Source organism: Actinopolyspora mortivallis DSM 44261 (assembly GCF_000384035.1).
GTDB classification, from domain to species: Bacteria; Actinomycetota; Actinomycetes; order Mycobacteriales; family Pseudonocardiaceae; genus Actinopolyspora; species Actinopolyspora mortivallis.
In genome coordinates this window covers 1599236-1617448 of sequence record NZ_KB913024.1, presented here as the reverse complement: position 1 = coordinate 1617448, position 18213 = coordinate 1599236, and the positions used below count along the sequence as shown (strand labels likewise).

Sequence of the window (18213 nt, the reverse complement as noted above, 5' to 3'; positions counted from 1 at the left end):
GCGGAGGGCGTGCCCCGAAGCCCTTCCTCCCGGTTTTCCACGCGACCGACTGCCTGGTATCGACGTCTCATGAACACGACCTCGTTCGGCTCGCGAAAACCACTGGCGGTGTCGCGGCGGGAGCGGAACGAGCTGGTGCGCTGGATCGGCCTTCCCTCCACACCGCAGGCGGTGGTGCTGCGCTGCCACATCGTGCTCGCCTGCGCACGCGGCTCCAGTGACGCCGCCGTCGCCCGGGAACTGGGAGTCTCCGCGCAGTCGGTGGGCAAATGGCGACGGCGTTTCCTGGAGGGCGGTTTGGCCGCGCTCCGGGACCGCCCGCGTTCGGGAGCACCGCGTTCCCTGTCCTCGGGACAGGTCCGGAGCGTGCTGGAGGCGGCGCTGACCGAGCGCCCTCCGAACGGTCTGCGGTGGAGCAAACGTTCCCTGGCCGCCAGGACGGGAGTCTCCCCCTCCTCCGTGGTGCGCATCCTGCGGCGGGCAGGCGTCACTCCCCCGCCTGCGGAGGAGGAACACCGGCGGACTCCATCCGGATGGAGCGCCCTGTACGTCGCGCCTCCGGAGTCGGTCATGGCGGTGGCCGTGGACGAGCGGTCCGATCCCGAGAACGGGGCGGGCAGAGTGTTCGTTCCCGTCGAGGACTCCGGACAGCGGGCCCTGCGTTCCGAACTGGTGACACGCCTGTCCCGCCGTGACGTCCCGGAGCGGGGCGGGGAACTCTCCGGCTTCCTGCGTGACCTGGCACGTCACGTTTCCGGGCCCTACGACGTCCATCTCGTCTGTCACGGGCACGGAACCCACAAGATCGAGGCGATCCGCCGGTGGCAGGAGCAGCACCCCGGTCGGCACCTGCACTTCACCCCCACCAAGGAGCTGTGGATCAGGCTGGTGGAGCGGTACTTCCTCCCACCACAAGGCGGGGAGCAGGGCAGCTCGCTGGGGATGCTGGCCGAGGCCGTCCGCGGTTGCTCCCGTGGACCGCTCACCTGGTTCCGTCCCGGTTGACCCGGCCGTGGGGAGCCGGTCGTCCACGTCCGCACGCTCCGGGGCGGGCTGCGCGAACTTGTGGTCCACCGCGCTGGGACTCCCGCGGCGGAGCACCTACCGTGCCGGTCATGGTCGAACAGGACTCCGAGAACGGTTCCCCACGAAAGCCGCGGGAATCCACCCGCGCGAAGACCACGCGACGCGGGATCCTGGCCGCGTTCGGCGGGCTCGGCCTCGGCACGGCCGCGGCCGCGCTCGGTGGCTCCGGTTCCGTGGTCACCGCGGACGCCGAATCCGCCGGACCTACCAGAGGCGCCCCCTCCTGCGTCCTGGCTCCCGAACAGATGGAGGGGCCGTACTACCTGGACTACCGCATTCTGCGCGAAGACATCACCGAGGACCGACGCGGGTCGGGGCTGCTGTTGGACATCGTCGTGGTGGACGCGGTCGACTGCTCCCCGCTGCCGGGCATCGCCGTGGACGTCTGGCACTGCGACGCGCTGGGCGTCTACTCCTCCTACACCGGCTACGGCAACGACGAAACGCCCCCGCTGGACGAGGACGGTCACGCCCCACCGACCGACGACACGACCTGGTTACGCGGTGTCCGGCTCACCGACTCCGAGGGTGTCGCGAGTTTCCGCAGCATCGTCCCCGGCTGGTACCAGGGACGCACCGTCCACATCCACGTCAAGACGATCACCGGTGGACACCGTTCGGACGGCGTGTGGGAGGGCGGGCACACCTCGCACACGGGGCAGCTCTACTTTCCCGAGTCCTTCAACTCCCACCTCGCCCGCCTGTGGCCGTACTCGGGCAACACCGTCCCGAGAACCACCAACGAGCGGGACCTGCTCTACGACAGTGGGGACGAGGGACCGATGACCCTGCTCGACCTCGAACCGGCTCCTCCCCCGTTTCCTCCGGGGACGACACGGGCGCGGGTGGTGCTGGGAATCGACCCCACCGCCACCCCGCCCCCGGAAGGGATGCCGGAACGCGCCCGCTGAAAACGGGGAACGGCCGCGGTTCGGCCCACGTCCGCGCCGTTCCCCGAAACGATGCCGTCCCCGGAAGGCGAACCCGTCCTCGGGGGACGAACGGGGTGGGGTCGAGTCCGACGAGCGCCCCACCCCGTCACGGTGTCACGTCCTCAGTGCGTCGAGGCCTTCTCCGCACCCGCCCCGGTGAGCGAGCGCACCTCCATCTCCATGTACTTGGCCTCGTTGTGCTCACTGGACAGCAGCGTCCCGAGCCAACCGAGCAGGAACGAGGCCGGGATGGAGACCAGTCCCGGGTTCTCCAGGGGGAACCAGTGGAAGTCCACCCCGCTCAGCATCGCGCTCTCGCTGCCGGAGACCGCCGGTGAGAACACGATGAGCACCACGGCCACGGCCAGTCCTCCGTAGATGCTGCACAGCGCACCGGCGGTGTTGAACCGCCTCCAGAACAGCGAGTACAGCAGCGTGGGCAGGTTCGCCGAGGCCGCCACCGCGAACGCCAGGGAGACCAGGAAGGCCACGTTCTGGTTGCGCGCGAGGATCCCTCCGATGATGGCGAGAGCCCCGATCACCGCGGCCGTGATCCGGGCGACCCGCACCTCGGCCTGTTTGTCCTCCGCCTCGCCCTTCTTGATCACGTTGGCGTAGATGTCGTGGGCGAAGGAGGCGGAGGCCGTGATGGTCAACCCGGCCACCACGGCGAGGATGGTGGCGAAGGCCACCGCCGAGATGAAGCCGAGCAGCACCGGCCCGCCCAACGCCTGGGCCAGCAGCGGCGCTGCCGAGTTGGAGGCCCCCGGAGCGTCGCCGATGGTCTCGGGCCCCACGATCGCCGCCGCACCGTAGCCGAGCACCAGGGAGAACAGGTAGAACAACCCGATCAGGAAAATCGCCCACACCACGGAACGACGCGCCTCCCGCGAGGTGGGCACGGTGTAGAAGCGCATGAGCACGTGCGGCAGCCCCGCCGTGCCCAGCACCAGGGCGACTCCCAGGGACAGGAAGTCGAGTTTGCTGATCTCCGAGGTCCCGTACTTGGCTCCCGGTTCGAGCAACCGTTGACCGTCGGCGCCGGCCTTGTCGACGGCCCCCTGCAACAGCGCGGAGAAGTCGAAACCGTACCGGGCCAGCACCCACAGGGTCATCGCGGCGGCACCCGCTATCAGCAACGCGGCCTTGATGATCTGCACCCACGTGGTGCCCTTCATCCCGCCCACCAGCACGTAGACGATCATGATGACGCCCACGATCGCGATGACCACGCTCTGGCCCACGGCGCTGCCGATCCCCAGCAGCAGGGAGACGAGCACTCCGGCTCCGGCCATCTGCGCGAGCAGGTAGAAGAAGCTGACCGCCAGCGTCGAGGTGGCCGCGGCCGCGCGGACCGGGCGCTGCCTCATCCGGAAGGCCAGCACGTCACCCATGGTGAATTTCCCGGTGTTGCGCAGCAGCTCGGCGACGAGCAGCAACGCGACCAACCAGGCCACCAGAAAGCCGATGGAGTAGAGGAACCCGTCGTAGCCGTAGAGCGCTATCGCCCCCACGATGCCGAGGAAGGAGGCAGCCGAAAGGTAGTCGCCCGAGATGGCGATACCGTTCTGCGGCCCGGAGAAGGCCCTGCCCGCCGCGTAGTAGTCCGAGGCGGTCTTGGTGGTGCGGCTCGCCCGGAGCACCACCACGAGCGTCACCACCACGAAAGCCGCGAAGATGCTGATGTTGATGGCGGGGTTGCTGCCTTCCAGCCCCGCGTCCTGTGCCAGCCGGATCATTCTTCCTCTCCTTCGAGCTCGGTGCGGACCTTGCCGGCCAGCGGATCGAGTCGCCGGTTGGCGAAACGCACGTAGAGCGCGGTGATGCCGAAGGTGGAGACGAACTGCAACAGTCCCAGCACGAGTCCGACGTTGATGTTGCCGAACAGTTGGATGGACATGAATCCGTGGGCATAGTCGGCCAGCAGTACGTACAGCAGGTACCAGGCGAGGAACAGGACCGCCACCGGAAAGACGAAGCCGCGCAGACGACGCCGCAGCGCGACGAACTCCGCGCTGGAGTGGGCCCGGGCCCACTGCTCCGGCGCCGGAGCACGTTGTTCGAACTCATCGGTTGTCACGAAGGTGCCTCCTGACACGAACGGGTGATGCACGACACGTTAAGGAGGCGCCGTCCGTCTCGGGGAGAACCGTGGGCCCGACGGACGATCAAGCGCGACGAGCGGTGGACGAACGGTCGTCCGGACAGGACGGACGTGCCACCGTCCCGTTCGGGGAACAGCCGACGTCCGCGGGAACCGGGCTAGCGTGCCGGCGCGGCGGGTTCGTCCAGGTGCAGCCGCAGCATCTCGGTCCTCGCCCAGCCGGGGGCGCGAGTGTGGGCCGAGACGAGCAGCATGGTGACGAACGACAACGGCACCACCCACGGCGCCGGCTGCGCGGTCAACACCGCTTTCCAGCCGTCCAACGGTGGCCCGAACAGAGTAACCGCCATGCCCGCGGAGGACCCGACCAGCCCCACCGACATCCCACTCACCGCACCCGCGACGGTGAGTTCGGACCACCAGATACCCAGTACCAGCAACGGACAGAAGGTCGCGGCCGCGATCGTGAACGCCCAGGTGACCAGAATGTTGGTGTCCAGAAACACCGCGGGCAGGGCCAGCAGTACCGTCACGGCCGCCGCGAGCGGCGCGGTTCCCCGCAACCGGGTCACCCCGCCGGGCAGGAGATCGTGCGACAGCGCCCCCGAAACCACCAGCAGCAGGCCCAGCGAGGTCGCCAGGAACGCGGCGAAGGCACCGCCGGTCAACAACACGGTGAACAGGGTTGCCGACCAGCCGGTGTCCACCTGCGTCGGCAGGGCCACCACCACGGTGTCGGTGCCCCCGGACAGGTAGAGCTCGGGAAGCAGCACTCTGCCCAGCGCTCCGTAGACGCCGGGGAACAGGTAGAACAGGCTCAGCAACACCACGGTCAGCGCGGCGGTACGCCGGGCCGCCCTCCCGTCCGGGCTGGTGTGGAAACGAACCAGCACGTGCGGCAGTCCCATGGTGCCGCACACGGTCGCCACCAGTACCGCCCACGTTCCGAACAGGGGATGTCCGGCATCGGCGACGTTGAGCAGCGGCCTTCCCCAGTGCTCCCCTCCGGGAGGAGCGGCTCCGGGCACGGCGGGGACCTCCGCTCCCTCCGGGAAGACCAGCACCTGACCCGCCTCGACGTGGTGCTCCCCCGCCCGCAGGACCCGAGCGTTGCCTTCGGGGGAACGCACCTCGGTCGGTCGTCGCACCCGCAGGGTCGCCCCGACCCGGAACTCCACTCTGGTCCGTTCCTCGAACCTGGTGAACTCCGCTGGGTCGACCGCCTCCTGGCGGGTCTGTGCGCCCACCGTCACCACCAACCAGATCGCGGGCACGGCGAACAGCACCAGTTTCAGGCAGAACTGGAAGGCCTGCACGTAGGTGGCCGCACGCATTCCCCCCAGCGCCAGGGTCGTACTGATCACCCCTCCGGCGATCACCACGCCCACCCAGTAACTGACGTCCCCGACCACACTGAGCACCAGCCCCGCCGTGCGGAACTGGGGAACCAGGTAGAGCACCGCGATCACCAGCACCACCACCGCGCTCAGCCTGCGCAGCGCCGGAGACCCCAACCGCGTCTCGGCGAAGTCGGGCACCGTCAGGGCCCCGGAGCGGCGCATCGGCGCGGCGACCAGGCTCAGCATCGCCACGTAGCCGGCGGTGAATCCCACCGGATACCACAGGGCTCCCACCCCGTCCCGGACCATCATGCCCGCGACTCCGAGGAACGAGGCGGCCGAGAGGTACTCCCCCGACACGGCCGCCGCGTTGACCAACGGAGTGATCCCCCGCGAGGCGACCAGGAACTCCGAGGTGGTCCGCGTCGCCGAGATCCCCCGGAGCCCGACGAACAGGGTCAGCAGCACCACGGGAGACACCGCGAGCAGGGCCGTCATCGACGTCTCTCCAGCGACTCCGCCCGACGCGACTGGCACCACGCCAACAGCACCATCCCGGGGAAGGGCACCAGAACCAGCGCCACCCAGGAGAACGGAACCCCGAACAGCCGGAGCTGGCCCGCCGCGGCGAACAGCCCCAGCAGCGGCGGGAGACCGAACACCAGCACGACCAGCAGGCCCACCGTGCCCACGGCGTGACGACGCTGGGCCCGATACAGTCTTCCGGCCCGTTCCAACTCGTGCACCTCCAGCGGGGGCTTCCGCCACCGTCTGCCGGGCGTGGGCCGTGACCGGGCCAGCCTGGTCTGCGGGCTCATCACCACCGTTCTTCTGCCACCGCTCATCGGATCCGCCCGTCACCTCCGCTCTCGGTGCGCTGGGCGTGCCGTAGCAGCAGTTCCCGCAGCTGCCGCGCGTGTCTCCTGCTGACCGGGACGTCGCCGACCTCGGTGTGGGCGACGAGCCCTCCCGTCGAATCGCTGCGCAGTTCCCGCACCGCTGCCAACGCGAGGAGGTAACTGCGATGCACGCGGTGGAAACCGTGGTCCTGCCAGTACTCCTCGAGCCGCGATATGGGCATCCGCACCACGTGCTCGCCCGAGAGGGTGTGCAGTCGTACGTAGTCTCCGTCGGCGGAGACGAAGCACACCTCACCGCGCCGTACGTACCTGGTCCGCCCGGCGCTCTCCACCGGCAGGGCCGCCATGGCCTCGGGGGTGGGTTCCGCTTCCCCAGCACCCCGCCCGTTCGTGGTGGCCATCCTGGTCACCTTCTCCAGGGCCGCGGAGAGACGTTCCTGGCGCACCGGTTTGAGCAGATAGTCCACGGCACCGATGTCGTAGGCCGTCACGGCGTAATCGTCGTAGGCGGTCACGAAAACGATGGCCGGTGGAGAGTCGAGCCTGGCCAGCAACGATCCCAGTTCGATCCCGTCCAGGCCCGGCATCGAGATGTCCAGGAACACCGCGTCGAACCGGTCGCCCTGGATCAGTCGCAGGGCCTCCAACGCCTCCCCCGCGCCGAGGGTCCCCGCCACTCTGGGGGAGGTTCGCAGCAGTCGGCACAGCTCGTCGAGAGCCGGTCGCACGTCGTCCACGGCCAGCACGCGCAGACCTCGTCTCATCGCGGCACCACTCCCGGTTGGGACAGGGGGATCCGCACGGTCACCCGTGTACCGGCCCCTTCCGCCGTCTCGAGGACCAACCCGTACCACGATCCGTAGGCGGCACGGAGCCGACGGTCCACATTACTCAGACCGAGACCGTTGCCCCTGGTGTCTCCGGACAGGATCCTCTCCGCCAGGGCCGGGTCCATCCCCGCCCCGTCGTCCTCCACCACGGCCACCAGGTCGCCCTCCGCTGCCTCCCCGGAGACCTGCACGAGGCCGGTACGCCGTGGATCAGCCCCGAAGGCGGGCTCCACGCCGTGTCGCACCGCGTTCTCGACCAGCGGTTGCAGCACGAGGTACGGCAGCGGCACGGCGAGCACGTCGGGGGCGACTCTGATGCGCACCCGCAGCCGCTGTCCGAGCACGGCCCGCTGCAACGCCAGATAGGTCTCCACGGCGTGGAACTCGTCGGAGACCGTGGTGTACTCCCTGTCCCGAGCCAGGCCGTACCGGATGAACTCGGCGAAATCGAGCATGAGCTCGTGGGAGCGATCCGGGTCGGAACGGACCAGTGAACCGATCACGGTCAACGCGTTGTACACGAAGTGCGGCGAGATCTCGGCGCGCAGTGCCCGCAGTTCGGAACGGGCCGCCTGCTCGGCCGAGCACTCCAGCCTGGCCCGTTCCAGCGAGTCCTCCACCCACTCCGCGGCGTGTCGGACCTCGGACATCCGTACCTCGCCGCGGACCACCAACACCCCGGCCAGCTCCTCCTCCGGGCGGAGCGGCACGGCCACCAGCGGCGGTCTCCCCCGCCTGTTCTCGGTGCGCAACACCTCGCCCACCGCGCCCACAGCCTCGTCGGCGCCGCTCATCCGACCGGCCTGTTCCATGCGCCCGGACAAGTCCGCCAGCGCCACCGCGTCGGCCCGGAGCAGGCGACGTAACGCGCGCACAGCGGCCTGGGCCCTCGGTCCGGTGAGCCCGTCCCGGAGGTTGTCGGTGACCTTGCGTGCGATCCGTACCGCCTCCATCGGAGCGAGACGTTCCCGACCGGAACCGCCCGGCTCGGAGGTGATCACACGACCGGCGGATACGGGCATGAAAGCTCCCCTCGCTGTCGATACGGCCCGCCGGATGGTAGTCCGTGACGGGCCGGGTGCCGTAGGGATCTCCACCGAACTCCGTACCGGCGAACCGCGTCGTTCCCGCGAGCCCGACGAGCGGACGGGAACGTTGTTCGTGGGTTCACTCCTCCCGTAACACGGCGGGAAGCCGCCGGTGCCCGTTCGCGATGAACCCTCCCGCCGGAGGGATCTCCGCGGCGGGAACCGTCAGCCGGACCTCGGGGAAACGCGCGAAGAAGGCGGGCAGCGCGGTCTTGGCTTCCAGCCGGGCCAGCGAGGCACCGAGGCAGTAGTGCGCCCCGTGGCCGAAGGCCAGGTGGTCATCGTTGTCGTCTCGGGTGATGTCGAAGGAGTCCGGACTGTCGTAGCGCCGTGGGTCCCGGCAGGCGCCCGCGTAACCGGCGAGGATGGGTTCACCCCGTCCGATGACCACCCCGTCGTCGAGCTCGATGTCCTCGACCGCGTAACGCAGCGGCACGTTGGCCAGCGGGGGCTGCCAGCGCAGGGTTTCGGTGACCACCCGGTCCCAGGAGTACTCCCCCGCTCGCACGAGCTCCAGCTGCTCGGGATGGCTCAGCAACGCGACCACGGCGTGATCGAGCAGGTTGACCGTGGTTTCGTGTCCCGCGCCGATGAGCAGGATCAACGTGTCGACCAGTTCCCGCTCGTCCAGCCTGCCGTCCTGCTCGTCGCGGGCGGCCAGCAGGACGCTGGTCAGGTCGTCGGCGGGTGCCGCGCGTTTGTCGGCCACGAGTTCACCGAGCAGTTCGTACAGTTCGTGCTGGGTGGCCCGCACCTGTTCCGGGGTGGCCGAGGTGTCGAAGACGCCGTCGACGACCCGCCGCAATCCCGGACGCATCCGGTCGGGAACCCCGAACAGCCGGCAGATCACCGAGATCGGTAACGGATAGGCGAAGTTCTCCCGCAAGTCCACCTCGGCACCGGGCGGGATGTCGGCCAGCTCGTCGAGCAGCTCCTCGGTGATCTCCCGGACGTCGGGGTACAACGCGGTCACTCGGCGTGGGGTGAAGGCGGAGGAGACCAGCGAGCGGAGTCGGCGGTGCCGCTGGCCGTGCGCGGTGAACATGTTGCGCACCCCCACCCAGCCGGCCAACGCCCAGTCCTGGGGGATCGAGCCGTCGATCCAACTCGGCCAGTGCTGGGTGGGGTCCTTGGACACTCTGCTGTCGGAGAGCAGCTCACGTAATCGACGGTGGTCGGTCACCGCCCACGCAACCACTCCACCAGGGAGTTCCACCCGGGCAGCCGGTCCACGTTCGCGGAGGAACGTCGCCTCCGCGTGGACGTCACGCCCTGTCGGGTCCATTGTGTACGGGCAGGAAGAGTGCTCCACGAGTCACTGCCTCCAGTCGCTTCCTCGTCACGGTCGGGTACCGGGACCGGCGGAAAGTGCACCGGAAGCGCGGTCAGAGCTCGATGGAACGGGCCCGTTCTCCACTCCAGCCGCTCCACGGGCACGGCCAGGTCCATATCGGGCAAGGTATCCAAAACCGTCTCCATCGCGACAGAGGCGATCATGCGGGCGGTCCCACGGGCCGGACAGGTGTGCGCCCCCGCGCTCCACGCGAGATGGGCCCGGTTGCCGTCCCGCCGCGCCGAGCACAGCGCCGGATCGTTGTTCGCGGCGGCGATCCCGATCACCACGGGCCGGTGCGCCGGCAACACCCGTCCCGCCAGCTCCACGTCCTGGGGTGGGAAGGTGATGGCGTAGTTGGCCAGCGGGGGCTGCTGCCACAGCACCTCGTCGATGGCGTCCTCCACCGGCAGTCTGCCGCCCGAGAGGTTGCCGGCGAACCGTTCGTCGGACAGCCACAGCCGCAGCGCGTTGGCCACCAGGTTCTGCATCGGTTCGGCCCCGGCGCCCATGAGCACCACGAGCTGCTGGATCATCTCCTCGTCGTCCAGTCCCGCCTCGTGCTCCAACAGCCACGTGGTCACGTCCGCCGCGGGGTGTTCGCGGCGCAGCGCCACCACCTCGGCGACGCAGCTCCCCAGTTCCAGGTTGGCCTGTTCGGTGTCCACCCCGTCCCACAGCGCCGTGATCGCGTCGACCATGCGCGAGGTGATCTCGGGAGGGCTGCCGAAGAGCTTGGTCAGCACCAGCAACGGGAGTATCCGCGCGTAGTCGTTGAGCAGGTCGGCCTCACCCTTCGGGGCGAAGTCCCGGATAAGACTCTCCGCACTCTGACGCACGTACCGACGCAGGGTGAAGGAGTCCACCCTGCCCAGGGCGTCGGTGATCGCCTCACGCAGTCTGTCGTGCTCGGGACCGTCCTGGAACAGCACGTTGTCCCGGTACATCATCATCGCCACCACGGGGCTGTCCTGGGGGACGGTCCGTTGCCACACGCGGGAGTCCTTGGGGAAACGGGCCGGGTCCCGCAGCACGGAGAGCGCGGTGTCGTAGTCCAGCACGAGCGTCGCCGGAACACCGGGGGCCAGCTCCACGTCCGCCAGCGGCCCCTCGGCGCGCAGGCTCTCGTACACCCCGTCCGGGTCGTCGGCGAAAGTACGGTCGTGCAGCGGAGTTCGCCGCATCGGACACACCGGTGCGGCGGAGTCGTCAGATCGGGTCATGCGGACTCCTGGGACTGTTGTGGACAAACGGAAAGCACGTGTTCGACCAGTGAGATCATCGCCCGCGCCGCCGAGTCCCTCTCCCGAGCGTCGCAGGTGACGAGGGGAACCTCCGGAAGGAGGTCGAAAGCCTCGCGTAGTTCCTCGTCGGGAGGCATCTCCGCGTTGCGGAAGTCGTTGATGGCCACCGCGTAGGGCAGTCCCCGTTCCTCGAGGACGCCTATGATCTCGAAGGACTCCTCGATCCTGGCGATGTCGGCCAGCACGAGCGCCCCGAGGGAGCCGTAGGCGAGGTCCTCCCACAGAGACAGGAAACGACGCTGTCCCGGGGTGCCGAACATGTAGAGCACGAGCCGGTCGTTGAGGGTGCGACGCCCGAAGTCCAGCGCCACGGTGGTGGTCGTCTTTCCGGAGATCCCGTGCGGATCGTCGGCCACGGCACCCGTCCGGGTGATGGTCTCCTCCGTGTACAGCGGCGGGATCTCGGACAGGGTGCCGACGAAGGTGCTCTTGCCCACCGCGAAGGGCCCCAGCACCAGCACCTTGACGGCGGTGCGGACCGTGGGGGCCAGGTACACCTCATCGGAGGGCTCTGAGCCCATCAAGCACCTCCTGCAGCAGTTCCCGGTCCGGCGCCTGCTCGCGTCCACTGGACAGGACCTGCAACCGGTTCTCGTCGAGCAGATCCGCCACGATCACTCTGGTCACGCTGGCGGGCAGTTCGAGACGGGCGGCGATTTCGGCGACCGAGAGCGCTCCGCCGGAACACAGCCGCACCACACGTCGGTGTTCCGGCCCCAGTCCGAGCGACTCGGTCTCCGGGGCCGCCCGCACGAGTGTGGTGATGCCGAGCGATCCCACCGTCGGGTGAGCCCGGCCGCCGGTGATCAGATAGGGGCGTACCAACGCCTCCCGGTCCCGTCGCCGGGGTGGGCTCATGAGCGTTCACTGTCCCCGGACCTGGGAATCGTTCCGAGTTCGGCGCCCAGTTTCTGCACCACCGCGTGGAAGCGCTGAGTGGCCGGCCCCATGTCCACCTGTTTGGTCGTGGAGACACCCAGGTAGGCGTGCGGACCGGCGGCGATCAGGAAAACGTATCCCGTGCTCAGCTCCACGAGGGTCTGGTTCCACGCTGACTCGGAGGTGGAACCGTCCGTGCAGAACTCCGCGGAGGCGGCCGAAGCGGCGCGTAACGAGGCCAGGCAGGCGGCGAACCGGTCCGCGTCCGCCTCGTCGATCTCACCGGTCGCCGTGATGACCAGTCCGTCCCGGGCCAGCACCACTGCGCTGCGCACCTCCGGCAGCAGCACGTCGTCGAGCATCCACCGCAGTTCAGGCCGCCGAACCGTGTTCGTGTTCATGCTTCGCCGTCCTCCCCGTCGTCGTTCCCCCGGCCGGGGCTGTTCGCTTCGGTGGCCTGCTGCCAGGCGGCCAGTCCCACGGCGCTGCCGGAACTGTCCGGGGCAGCCGCCGGCGCCGGTCTCGCGGCGGCGTTCCGCTTCCGCCCACCGCGCTTCGGCAGACCACTGGAGGTCGTTTCCGTCCCGTTGCTCCCCGCTCCGGAGGCCGTCACCGTGCTCGCCGGTTGCCGGGTCTCCTCCGGCTCGGACTCCTCGGAGTCCAGGCGGGTGAGTAGTTCGTTGGGAACGAAGACGACCGCACGCACCCCGCCGTAGCTGGAGGGGGAGTCCACGGACACCCGCAGGCCGTACCGGGCGGCCAGCAGCCCGATCACCGCGAACCCCACCCGGGGCGGGTCACCGATCTCGTCCAGGGGAACCCGCTCGTTCGACAGCAGTCGGGCCGCACGACGCTGTTCCTCCAGCGGCATCCCCACCCCGGCGTCCTCGACCGTCACGGCGACCCCGTTGTGCGCGGGCTGCACCCCCACCCACACCTGCGCGTAGGGCGGCGAGTAGCGCGTGGCGTTGTCCAACAGCTCGGCGACCACGAGCACCAGCGGTTCCACCGCGCGGGTGACCACCCCGAGTTCCTCGGGACCACAGCCCAGCGACCGCGGACAGTGCGGACTGACCGTGACGCGTTGGTAGTCCCTGATCTGCGACTGGGCCCCGCGCAGTACCTCCTGGAGCAGGGTCGCCGAACGCTGCTGTCCGATCCACGCCCCGAACAGCACGGCGAACCCGCGTAATCTCCTGCTCAGTTGGGATCCCGCGTGGTCGATGGTGTACAGGTCGGCGAGCACGTCCGCGTCGTCGTGGCGGTGCTGCATCTCCGAGACCGCCATGTGCTGCTCGGCGGCGAGTCCGCGCACGGTGTCCAGCACCCCGGTGAGGGTCCTCCGCGAAGCCTGTTCGACGTGCTCCCTGGTCAGCCGCACCACTTCCTCGATGCCGCCCACGAGCGCCTCCAACGACTCCGCGGCACCGTTCTCGTCACCACCGCCCAGCGGCCCGGGAACACGGACGTGTGTCCCCCCGTTGAGGGACTCGGCCAGGGCGGGCAGCCGTTTGGTCCGCAGGTGTTCGAGCTCGGCTTCGTGGTTGTCGAGCTGTCTGAGCAGCTCCGCGATGCGGTTACGCTGGCGCAGTACGGTGACCGCCCCGGTCACCACCAGCGCGGCCAGGCCTGCGCCTACGGCCGAACGAACCACCGCCCCCCTGGCGGCACGCTGGGGGCTCGGAAACATTGGGTGTTGTTGTGTCATGCGTTCCTCGTGAACGAACGTGCGGGCATCATGCGCGATGACGGCCACGAAGGCGACATCCCGCCGGGGCCAGCGCCCACAGCAGACTCCGCTCCTCCGCGCGGGCGGGGAAGAACGGCCCGGCACGACTCCTGTCCGGTGGGAGCGCCGCAGTCAAGATCGTACGCACTCGCCCACACGCTTCGGCGCGGTGGCCGTCCACCCCGACTGTCGCCGGACTCCGCGGACCGTCCATCCCCGAGAACGAGCCGTTCCCGACGGAAAAACCGTGTCCACGGAAAACACCTCGGCTTTTCACACCTCGTCCGTCGGCGGACGGCTCACTCCCGTTCGGAGAACGCACGCAGCGCCCGCAGGGTTCGCTCGATGTTGCGCTGGTTCGCCGCCCCGCGTTCCGGTTCCCCGGTGGTTTCCGCGCTCACGGGGGTGTACCACTCGGGACGCCGGTCCCAGGTGCTCTCGACCACCACGCACCCGGTGTCGGTGGGGTGTATCTCGTACCGCCAGTGCGAGACGGGCGTGTCCCCGTCGTCGACGTCGAAAGCGAAACACCTTTCCGGATCCGCCACCCGCACGGTGGCCACCGTCGACCACGACCTGTCACCGTTGCGGTTGAACCCACGGAACCTGACTCCGGGGCGGGGCGGCGGCTCGTCCAACCACTCACAGGCGTGCACCTCGGCGGACACGGTGGCCAGCGTGTCGAGGTCGGTCACCATCCGGTAGGCCCGTTCCGCCGGGATCGGCAGTTCCAGCCGGGCGCTCGCGGTCGGTTCCACCATGTCACTTCCTTCCGAACTGTTCGGGAACCACCGGCAGGCTACCGCTCGGTCCACCACGGCCGCCGCGACCGACGGCCCTCCGGTCCCACTGTCCTGCACGACACGGTCGAATGAAGGACGATGGTTCCGGACCGAGTCCCTCGGTCCCGCGCCACAGGTGCCCCGCGGCCGCTCGGGGATGGTGATCAACAGTGATTCGAGAATACGTCAGAACCCACACGAACCCCCCGGTGTTCATCATCTCGGGGATCATAGCGGTGGCCTTCGTCCTCTGGGGGGTGCTGGCTCCGTCCAACGTCGCGACCGTTGCCGGGACGGTCAACGGCTTCATCACCACGAACTTCGGCTGGCTCTACATCCTGGCCGCCACGTTCTTCCTCGTCTTCGTCGTGGTGATCATGTTGAGCCGTTTCGGGAACATACGTCTGGGACCTCCCGACTCACGTCCCGAGTACGGCCGCATGCCCTGGTTCGCCATGCTGTTCACGGCGGGAATGGGAATCGGACTGGTCTACTACGCCGTCAGTGAACCCGTTTCGCATTACCTGAGTCCCCCCACCGGAACGGGAGGTACCCAGGAGGACGTCGCCGAGGCGATGAACCTCACCTTCTTCCACTGGGGACTGCATCCGTGGGCGATCTACATCGTGCTCGGGCTGTCCCTGGGGTACTTCGCCTTCCGCAAGGGACTGCCGCTGCGTCCCGCCGCCGCCTTCTATCCTCTGATCGGCAACCACATATACGGCTGGGTCGGACACCTGATCGACATCCTGGCGGTTTTCGGCACCCTGTTCGGGCTCGGTACCTCGCTGGGCATCGGTGGCCAGCAGGTGGGAGCCGGATTGGAGACCCTGTTCGGCATCGAGAACACCGCCGGGCTACAGGTGATCGTGATCCTGGCCATCACGGCCATCGCGGTCGTGTCGGTGATGCTCGGCATCGACCGGGGCATCCGCAACCTCTCCCTGGTCAACCTCTGGCTGGCCTTCGCCCTGATGGTCTTCGTGTTCGTGGTCGCCTCCTCCCGGGACATCGTCAACGCCCTGGCCACCAACATCGGGACGTACCTGCAGAACCTGCCGCTGACGAGTTTCGAGACCTATCCGGGCAACCAGCAGGCCCAGCAGTGGCAGGCGGACTGGACGCTGTTCTACTGGGGCTGGTGGATCTCCTGGTCCCCGTTCGTCGGGATGTTCCTGGCCCGCATCTCCTACGGCAGAACCATCCGGCAGTTCATCGGCGGAGCGCTGTTCGCCCCGGTGGGGGCCTCGATGGTGTGGCTGACGGTGTTCGGCGACGCCGCCTTGCAGCGTCTGCGGACCAACCCGAACAACCCGCTCGGGGACGCCAGTTCCGAAACGGCCATGTTCGTGCTGTTCAACCAGCTGCCGGTGGTCCAGTTCGTGAGTGTGATCGCCTCGGTGGTGGCGATCGTGGTGGTGGTGTTGTTCTTCGCCACCTCCTCGGACTCCGGATCGTTGGTGGTCGACATCCTCACCAACGGTGGTGACCCCCATCCGCGGTGGCAGCAGCGAATGTTCTGGGCCGTGTTGGAGGGTGTGATCGCCGCCGTGCTGCTGGCGGCCGGGGCGGTCAGCGGCGAGAACGCGCTGAGCGCGCTGCAGACCGCCTCCCTCGTCGCGGGGTTGCCGTTCTGCATCGTGCTGCTGATCATGTGTCTGGGGCTGAGCAAGGGGCTCAGCAACGAACGCCCCATGCTCCGACCGCAGGAGCCGAGTCCGTTGACCGGCCTGCGTGAGGCCACGGTCCGACACTCGGTCCGGCAACGCGCCGAAGGCGAGGAGGGCTCCGGACCGGGACGACACGAACGGCGCGAGCACTGAGGACCGGGCCGTGTCCGGCGCGGACACGTCGGACACGGCCCCGCCGAGCCGGTCACACCACTCGCGGCCATCCCTGCTGGTCCCATTCCAGCAGGTTGATCCCCAACGTGTGCGCGCCGTCGGCGTCGGCGTCGTAGTAGTGGTAGACCAGCAGTCGCTCGTCCCCGTCGCGGAGGATGCTCTGCCCACCGGGTCCGATGACGTTGTCGTGGCTGGCCAGAATCTCCGTTCCCCCGTTGCGCAGCATCGGCGTTCCCGAGCGGTCGGTGTAGGGACCGGTGGGGCTGGTTGACCGGCCCACCATGACGCGGTAGGTGCTGTCAGTGCCCTGACAGCACTGTCCGAACGAGACGAACAGGTAGTAGTAGTCACCGTGCCGGATGATCGCGGGAGCCTCCACGGCGTCGGATCCGGCCGGACCGTTGGCCAGGTGGTACAGCGTACGGTCACCGTCGTGTCTGTGCCCGGTGTCCGGATCGATTCTGATCATGCGGATCCCGCTCCAGAAGGAGCCGAAGGACAGCCACCAGCGCCCGGAGGCGTCGACCAGCAGGTTCGGGTCGATGGCGTTGTGGTCGTCGCCGCTGTCCGTGGCGTACACGATGCCCTGGTCCCGCCAGGTTCCGGGGTCCCCGGAGGTGCTGGTCGCCAGTCCGATCGCGGAGTCGTTCGTGCCGAAGGTGGAGGCGGCGTAGTACAGCCAGTACCTTCCGTTGTGGAAGGAGATGTCCGGGGCCCAGATATCCCCGGAGGAGTTGTAGTCGTACACCCAGTCGGGGACCTCGGCGAAGGCGTCACCGTCGCGTTCGAAACGAACGCGGTCGGTCGAGGTGCGCGTCTCGATGCCGCCACCGGTCGACATCAACAGGTAACCGGAGTCCCGGGACAGCATGGAGGGATCGTGGGCGGCCAGGTCCCCGGACACCGCTCCCGGCATCGGATAGTCGGCCGCCGAAGCGGGGGCGGCCCACAACAGTACGGTCAGGGCCGCCCCGAGTGCCACGGCGACCCGTCCGGAACGTGCACGCATGGAACGCAACACCTCCACCGGTTTTCCGGCGGTGGAAACCGAAAGGCTCTCAACACCGGAAACAATTGTCCGAAATATCGAAAATCATTCGAAACCTTTCGGAAACGAAAGGTAGAGGTGAAGTTATCCGAGGTCAACGCGCCTTGGTGCAACTGACTCCGGAATCCGGAGTCCTCCTGCCCGAAAGAGTGGACTCGATACACCGATTCGGGGTATCAGCGGTCGACGGACTCCTCACTCGTTCGTGGATTCCAGGACGACGAAATCCGCCCCGGAACGGTCGAGGCAGACCGCCATCCGTCCCACGTTCTCCGCGTTCTCCGGCCCCAGTTGGATACCGCCCCCGTGGGAGGTGACCCGGGAAACCGTGGCGTCGCACTCGCGCACCGCGAACACCGGGTGCCAGTACGGCAGCCCCTCGGCGAGGTCGAGATACTCCGAGGACACCTGCATCATCCCGCCGTGGGTGTGCTCCTGGTTCCCCCCGGCGGGAGTGAGCAGGGCGTAGGCACCCCCGCTGCCGGGAAGCGGCATGTCCTCCATGCTCCACCCGAACAGTTCGAAGTAGAACTCCTTGGCAGCGGCCACGTGGCTGGTGTACAGCTCGATCCAGTTCAGCGCGCCCGGTTCGTCCACGACCTCCAGTCCGCGGTCCGTTCCCGCCTGCCAGACCGCGAACTCGGCCCCCAACGGATCGGTGAACTGGGCCAGTCGCGCCCGTCCGTCGACGTCGAACGGCTCCCGACGCACCGTTCCCCCCAGCTCCCGCACCGTCCGGGCGGCCGCGTCGGCGTCGGTGGTGCTGAAGTAGATCATCCAGGCCGAACGCGCGTTCTCCTCGGTGAGCGGGCCGATCCCGGCGACCCTCCGCCCGTCGAGGCGGAAGACCCCGTACTCGCCGTCCTCGTCGAGTCCTTCGAACTCCCAGCCGAACACCGTTCCGTAGAACTCCACGGCTGCCCGCACGTCCGGGGCGCCGAGATCGATCCAGCACGGGGACCCGACAACGGCGTCAGTGGTGATCATGTGCTCCCCTTCGTCGACGTGTCCTCGACACCCGTCGCGGACGGATGTCCTACCAGGACACGGTGAC

At 68.6% G+C, this 18213-nt stretch carries 18 protein-coding genes; 3 read left to right on the top strand and 15 right to left on the bottom strand.

What is annotated here, in order from left to right; genetic code table 11:
- The first annotated feature begins 69 nt into the window (after positions 1-69).
- Positions 70-1005 (top strand): helix-turn-helix domain-containing protein, encoded by a 936-nt coding sequence (locus tag ACTMO_RS21965; protein WP_019854125.1) that lies wholly within the window; start codon positions 70-72, stop codon positions 1003-1005.
- A gap of 110 nt (positions 1006-1115) precedes the next feature.
- On the top strand, positions 1116-1997 hold the full coding sequence (locus ACTMO_RS0107815; RefSeq protein ID WP_033401804.1) for an intradiol ring-cleavage dioxygenase: 882 nt from the start codon (positions 1116-1118) through the stop codon (positions 1995-1997).
- Positions 1998-2140: 143 nt separating this feature from the next.
- On the opposite strand, the gene ACTMO_RS0107810 is transcribed toward ACTMO_RS0107815, so the two are convergent.
- From ACTMO_RS0107810 to ACTMO_RS0107750, 13 genes are all read right to left on the bottom strand, one after another.
- Positions 2141-3757, bottom strand: coding sequence for a solute symporter family protein (locus ACTMO_RS0107810; protein ID WP_019854123.1), 1617 nt, complete (start codon positions 3755-3757; stop codon positions 2141-2143).
- Positions 3754-4098, bottom strand: coding sequence for a DUF485 domain-containing protein (locus tag ACTMO_RS0107805; protein ID WP_033401802.1), 345 nt, complete (start codon positions 4096-4098; stop codon positions 3754-3756). The genes ACTMO_RS0107810 and ACTMO_RS0107805 overlap by 4 nt, the downstream gene beginning before the upstream one ends.
- A 182-nt stretch (positions 4099-4280) precedes the next feature.
- Positions 4281-5960: a sodium/solute symporter gene (locus tag ACTMO_RS0107800; protein WP_019854121.1), complete on the bottom strand. Its 1680-nt coding sequence runs from the start codon at positions 5958-5960 to the stop codon at positions 4281-4283.
- Positions 5957-6307 carry a hypothetical protein gene (locus ACTMO_RS0107795; RefSeq protein WP_019854120.1) on the bottom strand — a complete coding sequence of 117 codons (351 nt, stop codon included), beginning with the start codon at positions 6305-6307 and terminating at the stop codon, positions 5957-5959. The genes ACTMO_RS0107800 and ACTMO_RS0107795 overlap by 4 nt, the downstream gene beginning before the upstream one ends.
- On the bottom strand, positions 6304-7086 hold the full coding sequence (locus ACTMO_RS0107790) for a LytR/AlgR family response regulator transcription factor (protein WP_026448979.1): 783 nt from the start codon (positions 7084-7086) through the stop codon (positions 6304-6306). The genes ACTMO_RS0107795 and ACTMO_RS0107790 overlap by 4 nt, the downstream gene beginning before the upstream one ends.
- A complete protein-coding gene (locus ACTMO_RS0107785) occupies positions 7083-8174 on the bottom strand; it encodes a sensor histidine kinase (RefSeq protein WP_051099044.1) in 1092 nt (363 codons plus the stop codon). The genes ACTMO_RS0107790 and ACTMO_RS0107785 overlap by 4 nt, the downstream gene beginning before the upstream one ends.
- Before the next feature lie 145 nt (positions 8175-8319).
- Entirely contained in the window at positions 8320-9423 is a 1104-nt protein-coding gene (locus ACTMO_RS0107780; RefSeq protein ID WP_019854117.1) for a cytochrome P450 family protein, read from the bottom strand.
- A complete protein-coding gene (locus tag ACTMO_RS0107775) occupies positions 9420-10796 on the bottom strand; it encodes a cytochrome P450 family protein (protein ID WP_019854116.1) in 1377 nt (458 codons plus the stop codon). The genes ACTMO_RS0107780 and ACTMO_RS0107775 overlap by 4 nt, the downstream gene beginning before the upstream one ends.
- The gene (locus tag ACTMO_RS0107770; protein WP_026448977.1) at positions 10793-11398 is read right to left on the bottom strand and encodes a GTP-binding protein; all 606 of its coding nucleotides are present in this window, start codon (positions 11396-11398) and stop codon (positions 10793-10795) included. The genes ACTMO_RS0107775 and ACTMO_RS0107770 overlap by 4 nt, the downstream gene beginning before the upstream one ends.
- Positions 11376-11735 (bottom strand): DUF742 domain-containing protein, encoded by a 360-nt coding sequence (locus tag ACTMO_RS0107765; protein WP_019854114.1) that lies wholly within the window; start codon positions 11733-11735, stop codon positions 11376-11378. Before ACTMO_RS0107765 ends, ACTMO_RS0107770 begins: the two co-directional genes overlap by 23 nt.
- Positions 11732-12157, bottom strand: coding sequence for a roadblock/LC7 domain-containing protein (locus ACTMO_RS0107760; RefSeq protein ID WP_019854113.1), 426 nt, complete (start codon positions 12155-12157; stop codon positions 11732-11734). Before ACTMO_RS0107760 ends, ACTMO_RS0107765 begins: the two co-directional genes overlap by 4 nt.
- Positions 12154-13446, bottom strand: a complete 1293-nt coding sequence (locus ACTMO_RS0107755; RefSeq protein ID WP_019854112.1) for an ATP-binding protein — start codon at positions 13444-13446, stop codon at positions 12154-12156. Before ACTMO_RS0107755 ends, ACTMO_RS0107760 begins: the two co-directional genes overlap by 4 nt.
- A gap of 338 nt (positions 13447-13784) precedes the next feature.
- Positions 13785-14246 carry an SRPBCC family protein gene (locus ACTMO_RS0107750; protein WP_019854111.1) on the bottom strand — a complete coding sequence of 154 codons (462 nt, stop codon included), beginning with the start codon at positions 14244-14246 and terminating at the stop codon, positions 13785-13787.
- Positions 14247-14476: 230 nt separating this feature from the next.
- On the opposite strand from ACTMO_RS0107750, the gene ACTMO_RS0107745 reads away from it, so the two are divergent.
- Entirely contained in the window at positions 14477-16090 is a 1614-nt protein-coding gene (locus tag ACTMO_RS0107745) for a BCCT family transporter (RefSeq protein WP_019854110.1), read from the top strand.
- 52 nt (positions 16091-16142) lie between these two features.
- Here ACTMO_RS0107745 and ACTMO_RS0107740 read toward each other — a convergent pair whose 3' ends face one another.
- Together ACTMO_RS0107740 and ACTMO_RS0107735 are read right to left on the bottom strand one after the other, a co-directional pair.
- Positions 16143-17120, bottom strand: a complete 978-nt coding sequence (locus tag ACTMO_RS0107740; RefSeq protein ID WP_026448976.1) for an arabinan endo-1,5-alpha-L-arabinosidase — start codon at positions 17118-17120, stop codon at positions 16143-16145.
- Between the two features lie 234 nt (positions 17121-17354).
- The gene (locus ACTMO_RS0107735; protein WP_019854108.1) at positions 17355-18146 is read right to left on the bottom strand and encodes a VOC family protein; all 792 of its coding nucleotides are present in this window, start codon (positions 18144-18146) and stop codon (positions 17355-17357) included.
- Positions 18147-18213 lie beyond the last annotated feature (67 nt).

Coding starts and splice junctions, on each gene's coding strand:
- ACTMO_RS0107775 (WP_019854116.1), bottom strand. CDS start 10,796: ATGACCCGATCTGACGACTCCGCCGCACCGGTGTGTCCGATGCGGCGA.
- ACTMO_RS0107770 (WP_026448977.1), bottom strand. CDS start 11,398: ATGGGCTCAGAGCCCTCCGATGAGGTGTACCTGGCCCCCACGGTCCGC.
- ACTMO_RS0107750 (WP_019854111.1), bottom strand. CDS start 14,246: ATGGTGGAACCGACCGCGAGCGCCCGGCTGGAACTGCCGATCCCGGCG.
- ACTMO_RS0107810 (WP_019854123.1), bottom strand. CDS start 3,757: ATGATCCGGCTGGCACAGGACGCGGGGCTGGAAGGCAGCAACCCCGCC.
- ACTMO_RS0107795 (WP_019854120.1), bottom strand. CDS start 6,307: ATGAGCGGTGGCAGAAGAACGGTGGTGATGAGCCCGCAGACCAGGCTG.
- ACTMO_RS0107735 (WP_019854108.1), bottom strand. CDS start 18,146: ATGATCACCACTGACGCCGTTGTCGGGTCCCCGTGCTGGATCGATCTC.
- ACTMO_RS0107800 (WP_019854121.1), bottom strand. CDS start 5,960: ATGACGGCCCTGCTCGCGGTGTCTCCCGTGGTGCTGCTGACCCTGTTC.
- ACTMO_RS0107755 (WP_019854112.1), bottom strand. CDS start 13,446: ATGTTTCCGAGCCCCCAGCGTGCCGCCAGGGGGGCGGTGGTTCGTTCG.
- ACTMO_RS0107760 (WP_019854113.1), bottom strand. CDS start 12,157: ATGAACACGAACACGGTTCGGCGGCCTGAACTGCGGTGGATGCTCGAC.
- ACTMO_RS0107790 (WP_026448979.1), bottom strand. CDS start 7,086: ATGAGACGAGGTCTGCGCGTGCTGGCCGTGGACGACGTGCGACCGGCT.
- ACTMO_RS0107765 (WP_019854114.1), bottom strand. CDS start 11,735: ATGAGCCCACCCCGGCGACGGGACCGGGAGGCGTTGGTACGCCCCTAT.
- ACTMO_RS0107785 (WP_051099044.1), bottom strand. CDS start 8,174: ATGCCCGTATCCGCCGGTCGTGTGATCACCTCCGAGCCGGGCGGTTCC.
- ACTMO_RS21965 (WP_019854125.1), top strand. CDS start 70: ATGAACACGACCTCGTTCGGCTCGCGAAAACCACTGGCGGTGTCGCGG.
- ACTMO_RS0107815 (WP_033401804.1), top strand. CDS start 1,116: ATGGTCGAACAGGACTCCGAGAACGGTTCCCCACGAAAGCCGCGGGAA.
- ACTMO_RS0107740 (WP_026448976.1), bottom strand. CDS start 17,120: ATGCGTGCACGTTCCGGACGGGTCGCCGTGGCACTCGGGGCGGCCCTG.